This window comes from Hydrogenophaga palleronii (genome assembly GCF_031457455.1).
Taxonomy (GTDB): Bacteria; Pseudomonadota; Gammaproteobacteria; order Burkholderiales; family Burkholderiaceae_C; genus Hydrogenophaga; species Hydrogenophaga palleronii_A.
The window spans coordinates 549974-565761 of the sequence record NZ_JAVDWU010000002.1 but is presented as its reverse complement, the minus strand read 5'-3'; the positions used below and the strand labels follow the sequence as shown (position 1 = coordinate 565761).

Genomic DNA, 15788 nt, shown 5'->3' with positions numbered 1-15788 from the left:
TCAAAAAATCGCGAACGATAGCAGAGCTTCGTGTCCTGGCGCGGTAAAGCGCCGTGCTTTGCGGTTGAGAGACAACAGTTTTTTTGTGCTACTTGGCGGCAGGCGCTGGCCAGGCACCACCATCGGGCGCCATGCCTTCCACCGGGCGCCCACCAATGTGTTTTTTGGTGCGTGCCAACAAGGTGTACATGGTCGGCACCACAAAGATGGTCAGCAGGGTTCCCAGACTCATGCCGCCCACAATGACCCAGCCAATCTGCTGGCGGCTCTCTGCACCTGCACCGCTGGCCAATGCCAGGGGGATGGCGCCCAGCACCATGGCGCCTGTCGTCATGAGAATGGGGCGCAAGCGCAGCGCAGCCGACTGCTTCACGGCCTGCAGCTTGTCCATGCCCTGTTCCTGCATCTGGTTGGCGAACTCCACGATCAGAATGCCGTGCTTGGTGATCAGTCCGACCAGGGTGATCAGTCCGATCTGACTGAACACATTGAGCGTACCTCCCGTGAACTTGAGGGCCAGCAGGGCGCCCAGCATCGAGAGCGGCACACTCAGCATGATGATCAGCGGATCCACGAAGCTCTCGAACTGGGCCGCCAACACCAAGTAGATGAACAGCAGCGACAGTGCAAAAACGATGGCCAGCGAGCCCGATGACTTCCGGAACTCCCGACTCTGGCCATTGAGATCGGTCGTGTACCCTGCGGGCAGGATCTCGTCTGCAACCTGGTCCATGAATTGAAGCGCCTCACCCAGCGAATAGTCGGGTGAAATGTTCGCCGTAATGGAGGCGCTGCGGCGCTGGCCAAAGTGGTTGAGCTCCCGTGGCACCACCACCTCCCGTGTGGTCACCAGGGCTGCCAGCGGGATCATCGCGTCGCCCCGGCCCCGCACGAACAGTCGATCGATGTCTTCAGGTGTGCTTCGGTTGGCAGACACGGTCTGCACCACCACGTCGTACTGTTCTCCCTCGCGCTTGAAGCGTGTCACCGTGCGTCCCCCGAGCATGGTTTCCACCGTGCGGGCAATCACGTCCACCCCCACGCCCATGTCGGCTGCCCGCTCCCGGTCCACATCCATCCGGATCTCAGGCTTGTTCAGTCGAAGATCGGTGTCCACTTGAACGAACCCGGGGTTCTGCGCCAGCCTGTCCTGAAACTGCCTCACCGTCTTGGAGAGGTTTTCGTAGGTGTCGCTGGTCACGATCACGTAGTTGATGGGCCGCTCGCGAAAGCCCTGGCCCAGCGACGGCGGCGTGATCGGGAACGAGCTGACACCCGGAAGCGCGGCAATCTTTGGTGCAAGATCGCGGGCAATTTCCATGGTGGTCCGGTCGCGGTCTTCCCAATCCTTGCCACGCAGAATCACGCTGCCCTGCGCCACCGACGGATTTCCCACGATCGTAAAGACGCGCTCGAACTCGGGGTATTGGCCAGCAATGCCTTCAATGGCCTCGGCGTATTTTCGGGTGTAGGCCAGCGTGGCGCCGTCCGGCCCGTTGATGGTGGCCAGCACCACGCCCCGGTCTTCCATGGGCGCCAGTTCCTGGCGTATGGACCCCAGCAGCCACCAACTGCCCACCGCACTGGTCAACATCACGCCCACCACGATCCAGCGCACCCGCAGTGAAGCGCCCAGAACACGGGCGTAGCCTTTCGTGACCCGGGTGAGTTGGCGCTCCATGAACGCATCGAATCGGCCAGGCTGGGGGTTGTGCCGCAGCAGCTTGGAACACAGCATGGGCGAGAGCGTGAGCGCCACGAACCCGGACACGACGACTGCGCCCGCCAAGGCCAGTGCAAATTCGGCAAACAGGCGTCCGGTGCGCCCCGGTGTGAAGGCCAATGGTGCGTACACCGCCGCCAGCGTGAGCGTCATGGCCACCACGGCGAAACCGATTTCGCGCGCGCCCTTGATGGCTGCCTCGAAGGGTTTCATGCCTTCTTCAATGTGCCGGTAGATGTTCTCCAGCACCACGATCGAATCGTCCACCACCAGACCGATGGCCAGCACCAGCGCCAGCAGCGTGAGTGTGTTGATCGAGAAGCCGAACAATGCCATCAGCGCAAATGAGCCGATCAGGCTGACAGGGATGGTGACCAGCGGAATGATGGAGGCGCGAAGCGTACGCAGGAAAACGAAGATCACCAGGGCCACCAGCACCACCGCCTCGGCAATCGTGGTGTAGACGGCCTTGATGGATCGGTCGATGAAGATGGAGTTGTCGTTGGCGATCTCCACACGCACGCCGTCAGGCAGGTCCGCCTCAATGCGTGGCAGCATGTTCCGCACACCGGCGGAGAGTTCCAGTGGGTTGGCGGTGGCCTGCCGGATGACGCCCAGCGAAATCGCATCGCGACCGTTGTAGCGAACCGAGGTTCGTTCGTCCTGCGGCGCCTGCAGCACGCGCGCCACGTCACCGATCCGGATCGCCTGTCCGTTCACATTGCGAATCATGACCTCGTTGAACTGCTGCGGCGTGTGCAGATCTGTGGCAGCGGTGACGTTGAATTCGCGCAGCGCACTTTCGATGCGACCGGCGGGCACCTCCAGATTCGAGCGCCGCAGGGCATCCTCCACATCCTGCACGGTCAGCTTGTAGGCTGCCATGCGATCGGGGTCGAGCCAGATGCGCATCGAGTACCGACGCTCGCCGAAGATGCGCACATCGGCTGCGCCCGGCGCGGTCTGCAGCCTCGGCTTGACATAGCGATTGGCCAGATCGCTGAGTTCCAATGAGGTGAGCACGTCGGAGTTCAGCGCGAGCCAGACCACCGGCTGGGCATCGGCCTCCACCTTGGCGATCACGGGCTCGTCCGCGTCCTGGGGCAAGCGCTGTCGCACCCGGCTGACCTTGTCGCGCACATCTGCGGCGGCCGAATCGGGGTCGCGCTCCAGCTTGAAGCGCACCGTGATCTGGCTCTGCTCCTGGCGACTGATGGAGGTGATGATGTCCACGCCCTCAATGCCTGCCAGGGAATCCTCCAGCACCTTGGTCACCTGGGATTCGATCACCTCGCTGGAGGCGCCGCCCAGTCGGGTGCTCACCGTCACGGTCGGCTCGTCAATCTGCGGGTACTCCCGCACCGTGAGCCGGTCAAAAGACACCATGCCGACCAGCACCACCATCAGCGAGAGCACGGTGGAAAACACAGGGCGGCGGATCGATATTTCAGGCAATTGCATGCGCGCTGCTCCGTTGCGGGTAGGCCGGGTGGTTCAGTTGCCGGGGGCAGCTGGCGTCGCAGGGGCGGCGCCTGTGGCCGCGCGGGTCATGTCCACCACGCGCACGGCCGTGCCGTCTCGCTGAAGGCGCTGCTGGCCCGCGACCACCACGGTATCGGTGGCGGAAACCCCTCTGAGAATTTGCACCTCGGCCCCACGACGAACACCGATCTCGACTTCGGTCCGGCGCGACACCATCTTCTTTGCATCACCCTCGCCCTCTTCCTCGATACGGAAAACGAACTGTTTGCCCGCCTGCGGCACGATGGCCTCTTCGGGCACCACCAGGGCCGCTTCATCCACCGAGAAAACCGTCAACACCCGGGCAAACATGCCAGGGCGCAAAGCACCGCTTCGTGACGACGGCATCAGGGCGCGCACGGCAATGGAACGCCCGTTTGCATCCAGCAGAGGATCCACCGCCAGCACCCGGGCCTCAAAGGTCTCGCCCGGCAAAGCGTCCAACTGCACCTGGACCGACTGACCGGTGGCCAGTCTGCTCTGGTAGCGCTCAGGCAGGTTGAAGTCCACGGTCAGCGCCGAGGTGTCCTCCAGATTGACCAACGCATCGCCATCTTTTACATACGCCCCCAGGTTGGTACCGCTCAGTCCCACCGTTCCGCTGAAGGGGGCCGTGATGCGCATGCGCTTGAGCCTCGCCTCGGCCAGAGCCACCTGGGCTTGGGCCACCTGCAGGTTGGCTTCGCTTTCTTCAACCACGCGTTGGGCCACAAAATTCTCGGCCACCAGTTCCTTGTTGCGGTTCAGGTTGGCCTTGGCGATCGAGAGTTGTGCCTGCGCCTGGCTGAGCTCCGCGCGTTGCAGGGTGTCGTCCAGTTGCACCAGCAGCTGCCCTTCACGCACGTTGGCGCCATCGGCAAAAGCGATGCGTGCCACCCGGCCGCTGACCTCAGGCCTGAGCACCACGCTTTGCCGGGATCGCAGCGTCCCCACCGCCTGTGCATCGTCCTGCAACCGGACTTTCAAGACCCGCGAAACCTCCACGCCCGGCACGGCAGTCGCACCTCCTCGAGCAGCGGGTGCATTGGCGCCACCACCTGTGGCTGATGGTGCCTGCACAGACGCTGCATCTGGCGCTTCCCTGTTCTGTACCCACCAAGCCCCAAGGGTGGCCAGTGCGATGCCCGCCACGGCGACGAGCAAGAAGGAAGAGTTTTTTGCCATGGGATCCACTGCTCAAGACGAAGGGAAACCGGGCAGCCACACAGCGACCGCCAGGGTAAGCAACGAAATGTAGCAAGGATGAGGGGAAACTTTTGCACAAGTTCCTTCCAACCCTGCATGACCGCAGGTTGTGCCTCCTCCATGGCCTCGATACCGACCAGCGGCATCCGGCCCAGGACTTACAAAGGCACACCGCGGTTGGCCAACGCGTCCGCCCGCTCATTGCCAGGATCACCCGCGTGTCCCCTGACCCAATGCCACTCGATCTGGTGGACGCCCCCGTGCACCAATGCATCCAGGCGCTGCCACAAGTCGGCGTTTTTGACGGGCTGCCTGGAAGCGGTCTTCCAGCCTTTCGCCTTCCATCCATGAATCCACTCGGTGATGCCCTTGCGCACGTATTCGCTGTCGAGGAACAATGCGACCTTGCACGGGCGTTTCAGTGCGGTCAGTGCTTCGATCACAGCCATCAACTCCATGCGGTTGTTCGTGGTCACGCGCTCGCCACCCCACAATTCTTTTTCGAAGCTGCCAGACTTGAGATAGACACCCCAGCCACCCGGCCCGGGATTGCCTTTGCAGGCGCCATCGGTGTAGATCACCACTTGATTCAAAACACGAACTCCAGACATCAAAGAAAAGGCCGGTCAAGAAACCGGCCAAGAGAGACAGGACGAACAGGCCCTAGTGCCGATTGACCGCAGGGACAGGTGCCGACGAGGTCGCCCGACGCGGCTTCCAAGCGGGACCGAGCAGACGCATGCCGCGCACACGTTTGACCGCCACCACGAAATAGACGGCGCCGAACACCGGCCACCATTTCGCCCCGGCCCGATCCAGCCAGGCGTTTCTCTGCAACCATTTTTCAGTGCGCACCGCAGGCCGGTAACAGCCATAGCGGTCAGACTCTACTTCAAAACTCAGCAGACGAAGCCAGTCGCGCAGGCGCCAGGGCCCGATGAAGTCGCCCACTTCGGGAAGGTAAAGGCGGGAGGCACCGAGTGCCGACACCCCCATGCGACCGGCCATGTGGCCCCGTCCCTGTCGCAGCCCCCAAAGACTGGCCGGGTTCAATCCGGAAATCACCACCCGGCCTTCAGGCACCAGCACCCGCTCCACTTCGCGCAGCACATGGTGGGGGTCGGCACTCATTTCCAAGGTGTGCGGAAGCACCACCAGGTCCAGACTGTCCGCAGGGAATGGCAGCGCGGCTGAGTCCGTGACCAGTGCCACCCGGGGTCGAAGCGGATCGCCGGCGCCGGCTGGTTTCGATGCGTTGACGTTCGCAGGCGACGGCTGCAGCGTTTCCACAGGCGCTACCGCTTCTTCGGGCAGGGCCAGCCATCGGTGTGGCATGCGGTTGGTCTTCAGCGCCCACAATTCCGGCAAACCCAGTTGCAAGGCGTTGTACCCGAACAGATCCGCCACCGCGAGGTCGAACTGGGCTTGCTCCCATTCGAGGAGATACTGGCCTGGAGGGGTCTGCAACCACTCCGGCAGGCCTATAATTTGTTCAGACATGGCTTGTGGTGCGCAGGCAATGGATGATCCCGCCTCCTTCGTTTGAATCGCTCGGCTGCGGGCTTGATGTGCCGAACTCTACACGTCCCAGCCCCCCGCCGAATGGAACTCATCCCACTTCCCGTCTTTTCCGACAACTACATCTGGCTCCTGCACAACCGCGAGCGTGCCTTGGTGGTTGACCCGGGCGAGCCCACAGCGGTGCTGGCCTGGCTGGAGGAACAGGGCGTTGTTCTCGACACCATCCTGATCACGCACCATCACCCCGACCACACGGGCGGCGTTGACGCACTTCGAACCGCCACCGGCGCCAAGGTCTTTGGTCCGCTGAATGAACAGATGCCCGAACCGCTCAAACGCGTGGGTGCCGGGCACAGCGTCGAGGTGCTGGGTCTGACGTTCAATGTGCTTGAAGTGCCTGGCCACACGGCAGGACATATTGCCTACTACTGCGAAAACGTCGACGGCAAGCCCCTGGTGTTTTGCGGTGACACCTTGTTCTCAGGCGGCTGCGGTCGCCTCTTTGAAGGAACCCCGGCGCAGATGCTGAACTCGTTGGAACAGCTTGCGCACCTGCCAGAGGCCACCCGCGTCTGCTGCACCCACGAGTACACCTTGTCGAACCTGCGCTTCGCATTGGCCGTAGAGCCCCACAACACGGATCTGGCCCAACACATGGCCCACTGTAAAGATCTGCGGGCCCAGAACTTAGTGACTTTGCCCAGCTCTATCGGGCTTGAAAAACGGATCAATCCTTTTCTGCGCACCACGCAGGACACGGTGGCCCGGTCAGCACGTGTACAAGCAGGTGCTGCCAGCAACGATCCGGTGGCCGTGTTTGCGGCGCTACGCGAATGGAAAAACCGATTTTGATGTCCTTTGCCTCTTCTGCGCCCATCGCGGGCGCTTCCTCTCCTTCGATCCCTTCATTGCCTGAGGCATCACGCCCGTTGAGAACATGGCCCGCGGTCATGGCCGTCATCTTGTCGGTCTGGTTGGCAGGATGCAGCACCGTTCCCACATCAACCACCACCACACCCCCCCCCACAGCGCCCACCTTGACCACCGGCGCGCCTCCGCAGCCGTTGGCACCGGTGGTGTATGGCGCCCCACTCAGTGAAATCGGCGTGGCTGTGGGTGAGACGCCGCCCGTGCTGGCGCTTGCAGCACCCGCTGACATCTGGGACCGCATTCGTCGCGGCTTCGCCTTGAACGATTTGCAAAGCCCGCTCGTGAATGACCGCGAGCAGTGGTACGCCAGCCGACCCGACTACATCTTCCGCATGACCGACCGCTCGCGGAAATACCTCTTTCACATCGTTGAAGAAATAGAGCGGCGCGACCTGCCCATGGAACTGGCTCTGCTGCCGTTCATTGAAAGCGCGTTCAACCCACGCGCAGTGTCCAGCGCGCGCGCGGCCGGCATGTGGCAGTTCATGCCCGCCACCGGGCAATCGTTCGACCTCAAGCAAAACGCCTTCCGTGACGACCGCCGCGACGTCCTGGCATCCACCCGAGCCGCGCTCGACTACTTGGAACAGCTGTACCGGCGGTTCGGCGACTGGCACCTTGCCCTCGCCGCCTACAACTGGGGCCAGGGCAACGTCAACCGGGCCATCACGCGCAATACGAAAGAAGGCTTGCCGACCGGCTACACCGACCTGTCGATGCCGTACGAAACCCGCGAGTACGTACCCAAACTTCAAGCGGTGAAGAACATCGTGGCGGACCCGAAGAACTACGGCGTCGAGCTGCCGCCCATCGGAAACCACCCCTTCTTTGACACGGTCACCATCGACCGCGACATGGACGTGGATGTCATTGCCAATCTAGCCGAAGTCGAGATCGATGATTTCAGGGCACTCAACCCTTCGCTGAACCGGCCTGTGGTGATGGCAGCGGGCACACCCAACATTCTCCTGCCCTGGGACAACGCGGCCATCTTTGAGAATCGCCTGAAGACACATACGGGTCCACTGGCCACCTGGACCGCCTGGGTGGTGCCCACGACCATGACACCGGCTCAGGCAGCAAGCCGCGTGGGCATGAGCGAAGCGGAGCTGAGAAGGGTGAACGCCATACCGCCGCGCATGATGGTGCGCGCAGGCTCCAGCCTGCTGGTGCCTCGCACGGCGCAACGCAATGGCGACGTGCCGATCCACGTTGCAGACAACGGCCATCTCACATTCCAGCCTGAATCAGCATCGAGGCGCACGGTGGTACGCGTCCGCAAAGGGGACACCCTGACCCAGCTGGCCGGACGCTACGGTGTGAGTCCGGTCAGCGTGGCAGGCTGGAACAAGATCGCGGTCAATGCCAAGCTGAAGGTGGGACAGCAAATCACCCTGATGCTGCCTCATCGCGCTGGCGTCGCGAAGGCGGCCACCAAGAAACCGGTTCGCGTAACCAAGCCATCAGCAAAGCCATCTGTACGCAAATCAGGCAGCAAGCCCTCGTCCAGCAGCAAGCGGCCGCCTGGCTGACGTTTTTCGACATCCTGGATGGCCGCCGTGACAACAGCGCCAGCCTGGAAAATCAAGCCTTGAAACGTGCTTTGGCCTTTCGCGCGAAGTCGTTGGTGAAAGTGCGCGCCAGATCCACCCGCTGCACGGCACCGGTGGTGTCGAATCTGGTCAGCATGTTGGCGGCAATACGAGGTCCGGTGGCCGGCATCATGCCATCTGGCGTCCAGGCTTCGCGGGCACGGCTGAAGGCCGCCAGATAGAGTGCCCGATCACCGAGAAAAAAATGTTCGGGCAAGGTCTTGATGATGTCGGAAGGCCCAGCCGTCTGCAGCCATTTCAAGCCATGTACCACTGCGTCGGTCAACGCTTGGCAGACCTTGGCCTGCCCGGCAACAAATTCGGAAGGAGCACTCAGACAGCCCGCTGGCATGGGGCCACCAAAAATCTCTGTACAGCCTCGCACCGTGCGCATGTCGGCGATCACGCGAAGTGCACCGCTTTGCTCCAGCTGCGTGATAGTCGGGTCGTTGTAGCAAATGGCATCGATACCGCCAGAGTGGAAAGCGGCGATCGCTTCGGTGGACGTAGCCAGCCTGACGAACTGCACATCGTTCCTCTCCATCAGCCCCGCGCGCGCCAGTATCAATCGCGCAATACGGTCGGATGCAGAGCTTTCGGCCATCACGCCGATGCGACGCCCTCTCAGATCGCGCAACTCCCGGTAATGCGACATGGCCTTGAGCGACACACCCAGCACCATTTGTGGCGCACGCCCCTGGAGCACAAATGCCGTTTGGGAATGGCCCCTGATCTGCTGGCTGATGGTGGCGAGGTAAGGGCCTGACAACACCTGCGCGGCGCCTGACTGCACTGCATTCAGAGCCTCACCCGGGTTTGTCAATTCGCGCACCGTCACGTCGAGGCCTTCCTGCGCAAAGAAGCCTTTTCGATCTGCGATGGTCAGTGGCAGGTAGCAGAACGAGGCCTTCTGCTCAACAGCAATGACCAACTTGGCCGGCGCTGAGGCAGTCTGCGTCCAGGCCAGCGGCATGCCGGCGCCCAGCAGCGTCACGCCCGCTCCCAGCAAGCCCCTTCGATTCCACATGCCAGCATCCCTTCACGCACTTCTTGATCTGGGAGTCAGCTTAGTGGAGCCGGCAGGTAAGCGCATCGGGACCTATCCCAAGCGGGTTTTCACCGACCCGCTCCGCCATCAATGGCAGGCAACGCCGCTTAGCAGGGCAATGCCGGAGGTGGGCTGGTCAAATCTCAGCGTCTGTCGACCAGGGCATGGGCAATGGTGCCGAGGTCAACGTACTCGAGTTCGCTGCCCACGGGCACGCCGCGCGCAAGCCGGGTCACCTGCACACCTCGCGCCTTGAGCGCTTGAGAAATCACATGGGAAGTGGTCTCGCCTTCGGCGGTGAAGTTGGTGGCCAGAATGACTTCTCGCACCTCCCGCACGCCGTCAACCAGGGTGTCAACCCGCTCCAGCAGCTTATGCATGCCGATTTCTTTGGGCCCTACGCCATCAAGCGGGCTGAGCTTGCCCATGAGAACAAAATACAAACCCTTGTAGGCACCGGTTCTCTCCAGTGCCGCCTGATCCGCCGGGTTTTCCAGCACGCACAGCAGACTGCGATCGCGCCTGGGGTCACGACAGGTCGGGCAGATTTCTTCTTCCGTGAAGGTGTGGCAAAGCAAACAGTGACCCACATGCTTGCAGGCATGCTGCAAGGCTGTGGCCAGCTGGAGCGCGCCCTGTCGATCGTGCTGTAGCAGGTGAAAAGCCATGCGCTGGGCCGACTTCACGCCCACACCGGGCAACTTGCGCAAGGCCTGCACCAACAGCTCGAGCGAGTGCGCCTCAGCCACGGTGACCATCCATGCGGCGCAGACAGCTTGCGGAGCTGGGGATCAAAAGGGGAACTTCATCCCGCCTGGCAAGCCCGGCATGCCTGCGGTGAGCTTGCCCATCTTTTCTTGTGAGGTTTCTTCGGCCTTGCGCACCGCCGCATTGAAAGCCGCCGCCACCAGGTCCTCGAGCATGTCCTTGTCGTCCGCCAGCAGGCTGGGATCGATGGTCACGCGCTTGACGTCGTGCTTGCAGGTCATGAGCACTTTGACCAGGCCAGCGCCGGACTCACCCGTGACCTCGATGAAAGCCAGTTCGTCCTGGGCCTTCTTCAGGTTGTCCTGCATGGCCTGAGCCTGCTTCATGAGGCCGGCAAGTTGTCCTTTGTTGAACATGTGAGTTTCCTGAATCTTGAGTGAAAAAACGTAAGGATATGGGAATGCAGTCCAAGGCGGCTAGACGGAAATTGCCTTCAGCGTACCAGGCACGATTCTGCCGCCAAAGTCTCGCATCATGCTTTGAACAAAGGGGTCGTCCCTGATCACCCGCTCGGCTTCCTGCTGGCGCCGCTGCTGATCTTCCGCCACACGCAAGGCCGGTGAGTCCAGGACCCGACCGATTTCAACCACCAAGCGGACATCGTGCCCGTGGGCCTTCAGCGCCGCTGCCAGCCGATCCCGATTGTTGCCCTGATTGAGCGATTCCCGCTCCACGCGCAACACCCATTGTTCTGCATCTCGCGCCACCAATTGTGATTGCAACCCCAATTCGCGGACCAGGGCAGAAATGAGCTCCGCGCGCGCCAGTGCCATCACGGTGTCGAACCAGAAATCGCCTTCGGCCGTGCGCTGGACGCCGTTGGTTGGTCGCTCCGCCCCTTGCGTGTGCCGCTGTTCCAGGCGCTCAGACATGCCCGGGTCGCGCACAGGAACCGAGACCACTTGTCGGGTGGCCTGAGCAGCGTGTTCAGACGGTGGAATCTCGTCCCATGGCGGGTGATCGTCCTCCACCTCGACATCCGCGTGAATGTCTTCCTGGTATGTGCCGACGTCTTTGTTGATGGCCGGCGTCGAGCGGGTCGACTCCGTGGGGGATGGTGCGGTCGCAAGGCTCTTTGCCAGCCCACTCGGCGTGGGGTCCTGACTGGCAATCGCAGGGGCGAATGCCCGCACAGCGGCCGGAACAGCAGGTGGGGCAGTTGTCGCCACCACCTGGGCAAGGGCAACTGGCTGAGGGCTGGCAGCACCAACCTTCTCAGCGTCAGTTTTTAGTGTTTTTTTTTCCGCCAGATTCGGCTGCACAGCCGAAACGTTTGATGCGGGCTTGAACGCCAACAGACGCAGCAACACCATGGTCAGTGCCGCATATTCATCTGGCGCCAGTCCGAGCTCGCCCCGTCCATGCAGGCAGAGGCTGTACAGCAACTGGGTCTCGTCCGCAGGCAGCAACTGAGCCAGGCGCAGCATTTCTCCCGCATCAGGGTCATCGAAATCTTGCTCCGCGGCCTTGCCAGGCACCGCCTGCATCACCGCCATGCGCTGGAGCACGCCTGTCATCTCCTCGAGCGCCGATGCCGCGTTCAAGCCATTGACGCGCATGGTGTCGACGGTGTCCACCACCGTCGCCCCGTCCGCCCTGGCCAGCGCGTCGATCAGCCGCAACACATAGGAACGATCTACCGCACCCAGCATCTGGCGCACGGTGGCCTCCTGGAGCCGCCCACCACCGAAGGCGATGGCTTGGTCGGTCAGGGAGAGCGCGTCGCGCATGGAGCCCCGTGCGGCGCGCGACAGCAGGCGCAGCGAAGGCGTGTCGGCATCGACCGCCTCAGACTGCAGCACCTGCTGCAGATGTTCCAGCACCGTCTCGGGTGCCATGGGACGGAGGTTGAACTGCAGGCAACGCGAGAGCACCGTCACGGGCACCTTCTGCGGGTCGGTGGTCGCCAGCACGAACTTGAGGTATTCGGGTGGTTCCTCCAGCGTTTTCAACATGGCATTGAACGCCGTGTTGGTCAGCATGTGAACTTCGTCGATCATGAAGACCTTGAAGCGCCCCTGCACCGGCTTGTAGACCGCCTGCTCCAGCAACGCCTGTATCTCGTCCACGCCACGATTGGAAGCCGCGTCGAGTTCGGTGTAGTCCACGAAGCGGCCGCTGTCAATATCGGTGCAGGCCTGGCACACGCCGCAAGGCTCGGCCGTGATGCCGCCCTGCCCGTCCGCGCCCAGGCAATTGAGCGACTTGGCCAATATGCGCGACACCGTTGTTTTACCCACTCCACGGGTCCCCGTGAAAAGGTAGGCGTGGTGCAGGCGCTGGGTCGTCAGGGCGTTGCTCAGGGCTTGCACCACGTGAGACTGCCCGACCATTTCGGAGAAATTGCGCGGGCGGTACTTGCGGGCAAGGACGACATAAGACATGCGACGGATTCTAAGCGGCGCCCTTCGCCAACATCCTGAAGCACAGGTCGACAGCGGGGGCGATCACCATCGCCTACAATGGACAGCGACGGGCCTTCCCGCATGGTGAAGCGGCCAACCGGGTCAGGTGGGGAACCAAGCAGCCCTAACTGTGTAGCCAGTGCCGGGGTCAAGGCTCGTCACCCCCCTTTTTTTGAACCCTTCAGGTGCCCCGCACCAGTTGCATGACCTTGCCCGCGTCCAGCGTACTGGCCGTCTGGCGGATCTCTGGAAGCCACTGCGTCTGCAGTTGTTTGGCCGGGCCCAGCAGGTTCTGGAAGCTTTCCTGCAGCAAGGCAGTGCTCATGACCCGGCCCCCTGTGTAGTAGCGCTTGGCCACCTGCCCCAGCGCATAGGTGGTGGCGAAGGAAAATGCCACGCCCGTGGCAGCCCGCCCGATGCCCCCGATCATCCGGCCTGCCACCGAGCCAATGAGGCCACCCAGCAACTTGCGCCCGAATTGTTCGATGTATTGCGAGGTCAGCCCTACCCCCACGGCGGCAATGAATTCTCGAATATGCCCCTGATCCAGCTCCACCCCGTGGGCTTTGCCGATGTTGTAGATCATGCGCACCTGCAGGGGAATGATGGCCATGGACGCCCATGACTGGGGCAACAGTTCGAGCGCGCCGTTGAGCTTGGCCGAGTTCAGGATCATGCGGTCCAGCTCAGCATCACGCTCCGCATTCCCAGGTGGTTGCGCCGCCGACAATGGCGCAGACGGACTGCTCATTTTGGTGGATGGCTGGGTGCTCACAGGCAACGCGGCTCCTGCGGCAGCCACCATGGCCTGCTCTTCACGTTCAAACTCGGCCACCGCCGCCACGTCCAGCCCGAGCAGGTCCTTCAAACCGGACAGAAACGCCGATTCGGCAGGGTTTTGCCGCCCATCGGCATCGCACACACAAACCGCCATCTCATAGGCGAGCTGCCTTTGGCTTCCGTCGCCCAGGCCATTCACGGCCTCGGCCAGTGAAACGCGCTTGAGCAGCACATCCTGGTACAGGCGGGCAAGACCGGCCCCACCCGCTTCGTGGCCGAGGGATTCCGCCAGTGACTTGATGGCCTCCCGCTCAGAATCGGCCTTCTCGCCGTCGGCAAAGGCGGCCATCAGGGCGATCGTCAAAAGGGCTTGTTGTTCGGTGTTCGTCATGATGGGCTCACGCAACTGAATTGCACAAGCCTGCAATGTAGTTCAACAGGGCCGATCCACGCCGGACCCTACACACAGACGGCAATGCGCCTTGCGTCGATAATCCGCCCATGCGTTTTCTGATTGATTTTTTCCCCATCGGGCTGTTTGTCGCCGCTTACAAGCTGCACGACATTTACACAGCGACCGCTGTGCTCATGGTCGCCACGCTGGTGCAGACCGGCATCATCTACACCATCGACCGCAAGCTTCAGACACTGCACAAAGTGACGCTGGTGCTGGTGATAATCTTTGGTGCGCTCACCCTGTTCCTGCAAGACGAGCGCTTCATCAAGTGGAAGCCCACCGTGCTCTACGCCAGCATGGCGATCGTGCTGGGTGCGGCTTTGTGGGTCTGGAAGAAGAACTTTCTTCAGATCTTGCTGGGCAGCCAGTTGACGTTGCCCGATGCGGTGTGGGCACGCCTGACGGTGATCTGGATTGGTTACTTTTTGTTCATGGCAGCCATCAACGCCTACGTGGCGGCCTATTTTTCAACCGAATTCTGGGTGAACTTCAAGTTGTGGGGCTATGCCTTTCCGCTGATTTTCATCGTGGGTCAGGGCCTGTACATCTCGCGGTACCTCAAGGACGAGGACGGGGCGGAAAAATCATGAGCCGAACGATGCCCCCCTCTGACGAAGTGCCCAGCGCAGAAGCGATTCAGGCGACCCTTCAAGCGGCTTTGTCGCCTGTGACGCTCGAAGTGATCGACGAAAGCGCTGCTCACGCCGGCCATGCGGGCGCCAATGGCCTGGGTCGTGGAACCCATTTCAGGGTCCGGATCGGTGGCCCGGCGTTTGCTGGCCAGAGCCGGGTCGCGCAGCATCGCCTTGTGTATGATGCGCTGCGCCATTTCACCGATGCCGGACTGCATGCATTGGCCATCGAGATCAAGTCCTGACAGGACCGCAAGTTGCTGCGGTCCTCCCCAGATGCTCTCCACCGGCGCCGAAACCTTCTGACACCATGAGCCTGGGCTGCCAGGCAACTTTGCCAGAGCCACGTGCTCCAATCCCATTTTTCGTACCGAGGAACTCCATGAAACTCTCTATGTCGGCCCTCACTTTGGCCGTGTTGATCTCCGCGTCACCCTGGGTGGCTGCGCAAAACGTGGCCATCGTGAATGGCAAGGCCGTGCCCTCGACCCGGGTCGATGCCCTGGCACAGCAGATTGCGGCGTCTGGCCGCCCGGTCGACGACGCTGTGCGGGCGCAGATCAAGGAAGAAGTGATCCTGCGGGAGATCTTCATGCAGGAAGCCGAGAAGCGCGGCATCGCAGCAACCGAGGAATACAAAAACCAGATGGAGTTGGCGCGCCAGACCATCATGATCCGTGCCATGTTTGCCGATCAGCAGGCCAAGAACCCGGTGACGGAAGCCGACATGAAGGCCGAATACGACAAGTTCAAGGCAGCCAACAGTGGCAAGGAATACCGGGCTCGTCACATCCTGGTCGAGAAGGAAGACCAGGCCAAGGCCATCGTCAAATCCATCAAGGGCGGTGCCAAGTTTGAAGACATTGCCAAGAAGCAGTCGAAGGATCCTGGATCCGGCGCCAACGGGGGCGACCTGGATTGGGCCGCAGCCGGTAGCTACGTGACCGAATTCTCCGAGGCCATGGTCAAGCTCGACAAGGGCCAGATGACCGAAGTGCCGGTGAAGAGCCAGTTCGGCTGGCACATCATCCGCGTGGACGATATTCGTGAAGCCCAGTTGCCGCCGTTTGAAGAGGTGAAGCCCCAGCTGGAACAACAGATGAACCAGCAGAAGATGGCTGAATTCCAGCAATCGCTGCGCGCGAAGGCCAAGGTGGAATAAGGGCTCCCCTGCTGGCGCAACCCCCACGGGCGCCCGCCAGCTCAGCATCCCAGGCGGCTCCGGC

The 15788-nt window shown here is 62.0% G+C and carries 14 protein-coding genes and 1 other RNA gene; 6 read left to right on the top strand and 9 right to left on the bottom strand.

The window, feature by feature from the left end:
* Positions 1-88 precede the first annotated feature (88 nt).
* The 4 genes from J2W49_RS07095 to J2W49_RS07080 form a co-directional block, all read right to left on the bottom strand.
* On the bottom strand, positions 89-3184 hold the full coding sequence (locus J2W49_RS07095) for an efflux RND transporter permease subunit (protein WP_310313487.1): 3096 nt from the start codon (positions 3182-3184) through the stop codon (positions 89-91).
* 33 nt (positions 3185-3217) lie between these two features.
* The gene (locus tag J2W49_RS07090; protein WP_310313483.1) at positions 3218-4408 is read right to left on the bottom strand and encodes an efflux RND transporter periplasmic adaptor subunit; all 1191 of its coding nucleotides are present in this window, start codon (positions 4406-4408) and stop codon (positions 3218-3220) included.
* Positions 4409-4587: 179 nt separating this feature from the next.
* On the bottom strand, positions 4588-5022 hold the full coding sequence (gene rnhA, locus J2W49_RS07085) for a ribonuclease HI (protein ID WP_310313480.1): 435 nt from the start codon (positions 5020-5022) through the stop codon (positions 4588-4590).
* Positions 5023-5092: 70 nt separating this feature from the next.
* Positions 5093-5929 carry a class I SAM-dependent methyltransferase gene (locus J2W49_RS07080; protein ID WP_310313477.1) on the bottom strand — a complete coding sequence of 279 codons (837 nt, stop codon included), beginning with the start codon at positions 5927-5929 and terminating at the stop codon, positions 5093-5095.
* Positions 5930-6031: 102 nt separating this feature from the next.
* Between J2W49_RS07080 and gloB the strand changes: the two genes are divergently transcribed.
* Entirely contained in the window at positions 6032-6802 is a 771-nt protein-coding gene (gene gloB / locus J2W49_RS07075) for a hydroxyacylglutathione hydrolase (protein ID WP_310313474.1), read from the top strand.
* Positions 6803-6900: 98 nt separating this feature from the next.
* Positions 6901-8412: a transglycosylase SLT domain-containing protein gene (locus tag J2W49_RS07070; protein ID WP_310313472.1), complete on the top strand. Its 1512-nt coding sequence runs from the start codon at positions 6901-6903 to the stop codon at positions 8410-8412.
* A 52-nt stretch (positions 8413-8464) separates the two neighbouring features.
* Here the strand turns inward: J2W49_RS07070 and J2W49_RS07065 are convergent, their stop codons facing one another.
* From J2W49_RS07065 to dnaX, 4 genes are all read right to left on the bottom strand, one after another.
* A complete protein-coding gene (locus J2W49_RS07065) occupies positions 8465-9499 on the bottom strand; it encodes an ABC transporter substrate-binding protein (protein ID WP_310313470.1) in 1035 nt (344 codons plus the stop codon).
* Between the two features lie 164 nt (positions 9500-9663).
* Positions 9664-10278, bottom strand: a complete 615-nt coding sequence (recR, locus tag J2W49_RS07060; protein ID WP_405000995.1) for a recombination mediator RecR — start codon at positions 10276-10278, stop codon at positions 9664-9666.
* 33 nt (positions 10279-10311) lie between these two features.
* Positions 10312-10644, bottom strand: a complete 333-nt coding sequence (locus J2W49_RS07055) for a YbaB/EbfC family nucleoid-associated protein (RefSeq protein ID WP_304913088.1) — start codon at positions 10642-10644, stop codon at positions 10312-10314.
* Positions 10645-10704: 60 nt separating this feature from the next.
* Positions 10705-12672 carry a DNA polymerase III subunit gamma/tau gene (gene dnaX, locus J2W49_RS07050; protein ID WP_310313463.1) on the bottom strand — a complete coding sequence of 656 codons (1968 nt, stop codon included), beginning with the start codon at positions 12670-12672 and terminating at the stop codon, positions 10705-10707.
* Positions 12673-12759: 87 nt separating this feature from the next.
* Here dnaX and ffs point away from each other — a divergent pair.
* Positions 12760-12856: signal recognition particle sRNA small type (gene ffs / locus J2W49_RS07045), an RNA gene on the top strand.
* 18 nt (positions 12857-12874) lie between these two features.
* Here the strand turns inward: ffs and J2W49_RS07040 are convergent.
* Positions 12875-13864 carry a DUF533 domain-containing protein gene (locus J2W49_RS07040; protein WP_310313459.1) on the bottom strand — a complete coding sequence of 330 codons (990 nt, stop codon included), beginning with the start codon at positions 13862-13864 and terminating at the stop codon, positions 12875-12877.
* Between the two features lie 110 nt (positions 13865-13974).
* Here J2W49_RS07040 and J2W49_RS07035 point away from each other — a divergent pair, with 110 nt between their 5' ends.
* The 3 genes from J2W49_RS07035 (at position 13975) to J2W49_RS07025 (ending at position 15724) form a co-directional block, all read left to right on the top strand.
* Positions 13975-14520, top strand: a complete 546-nt coding sequence (locus tag J2W49_RS07035; RefSeq protein ID WP_310313456.1) for a septation protein A — start codon at positions 13975-13977, stop codon at positions 14518-14520.
* A gap of 8 nt (positions 14521-14528) precedes the next feature.
* Positions 14529-14807 (top strand): BolA family protein, encoded by a 279-nt coding sequence (locus J2W49_RS07030; protein ID WP_310313453.1) that lies wholly within the window; start codon positions 14529-14531, stop codon positions 14805-14807.
* Between the two features lie 137 nt (positions 14808-14944).
* Positions 14945-15724 carry a peptidylprolyl isomerase gene (locus J2W49_RS07025; protein WP_310313451.1) on the top strand — a complete coding sequence of 260 codons (780 nt, stop codon included), beginning with the start codon at positions 14945-14947 and terminating at the stop codon, positions 15722-15724.
* Positions 15725-15788 lie beyond the last annotated feature (64 nt).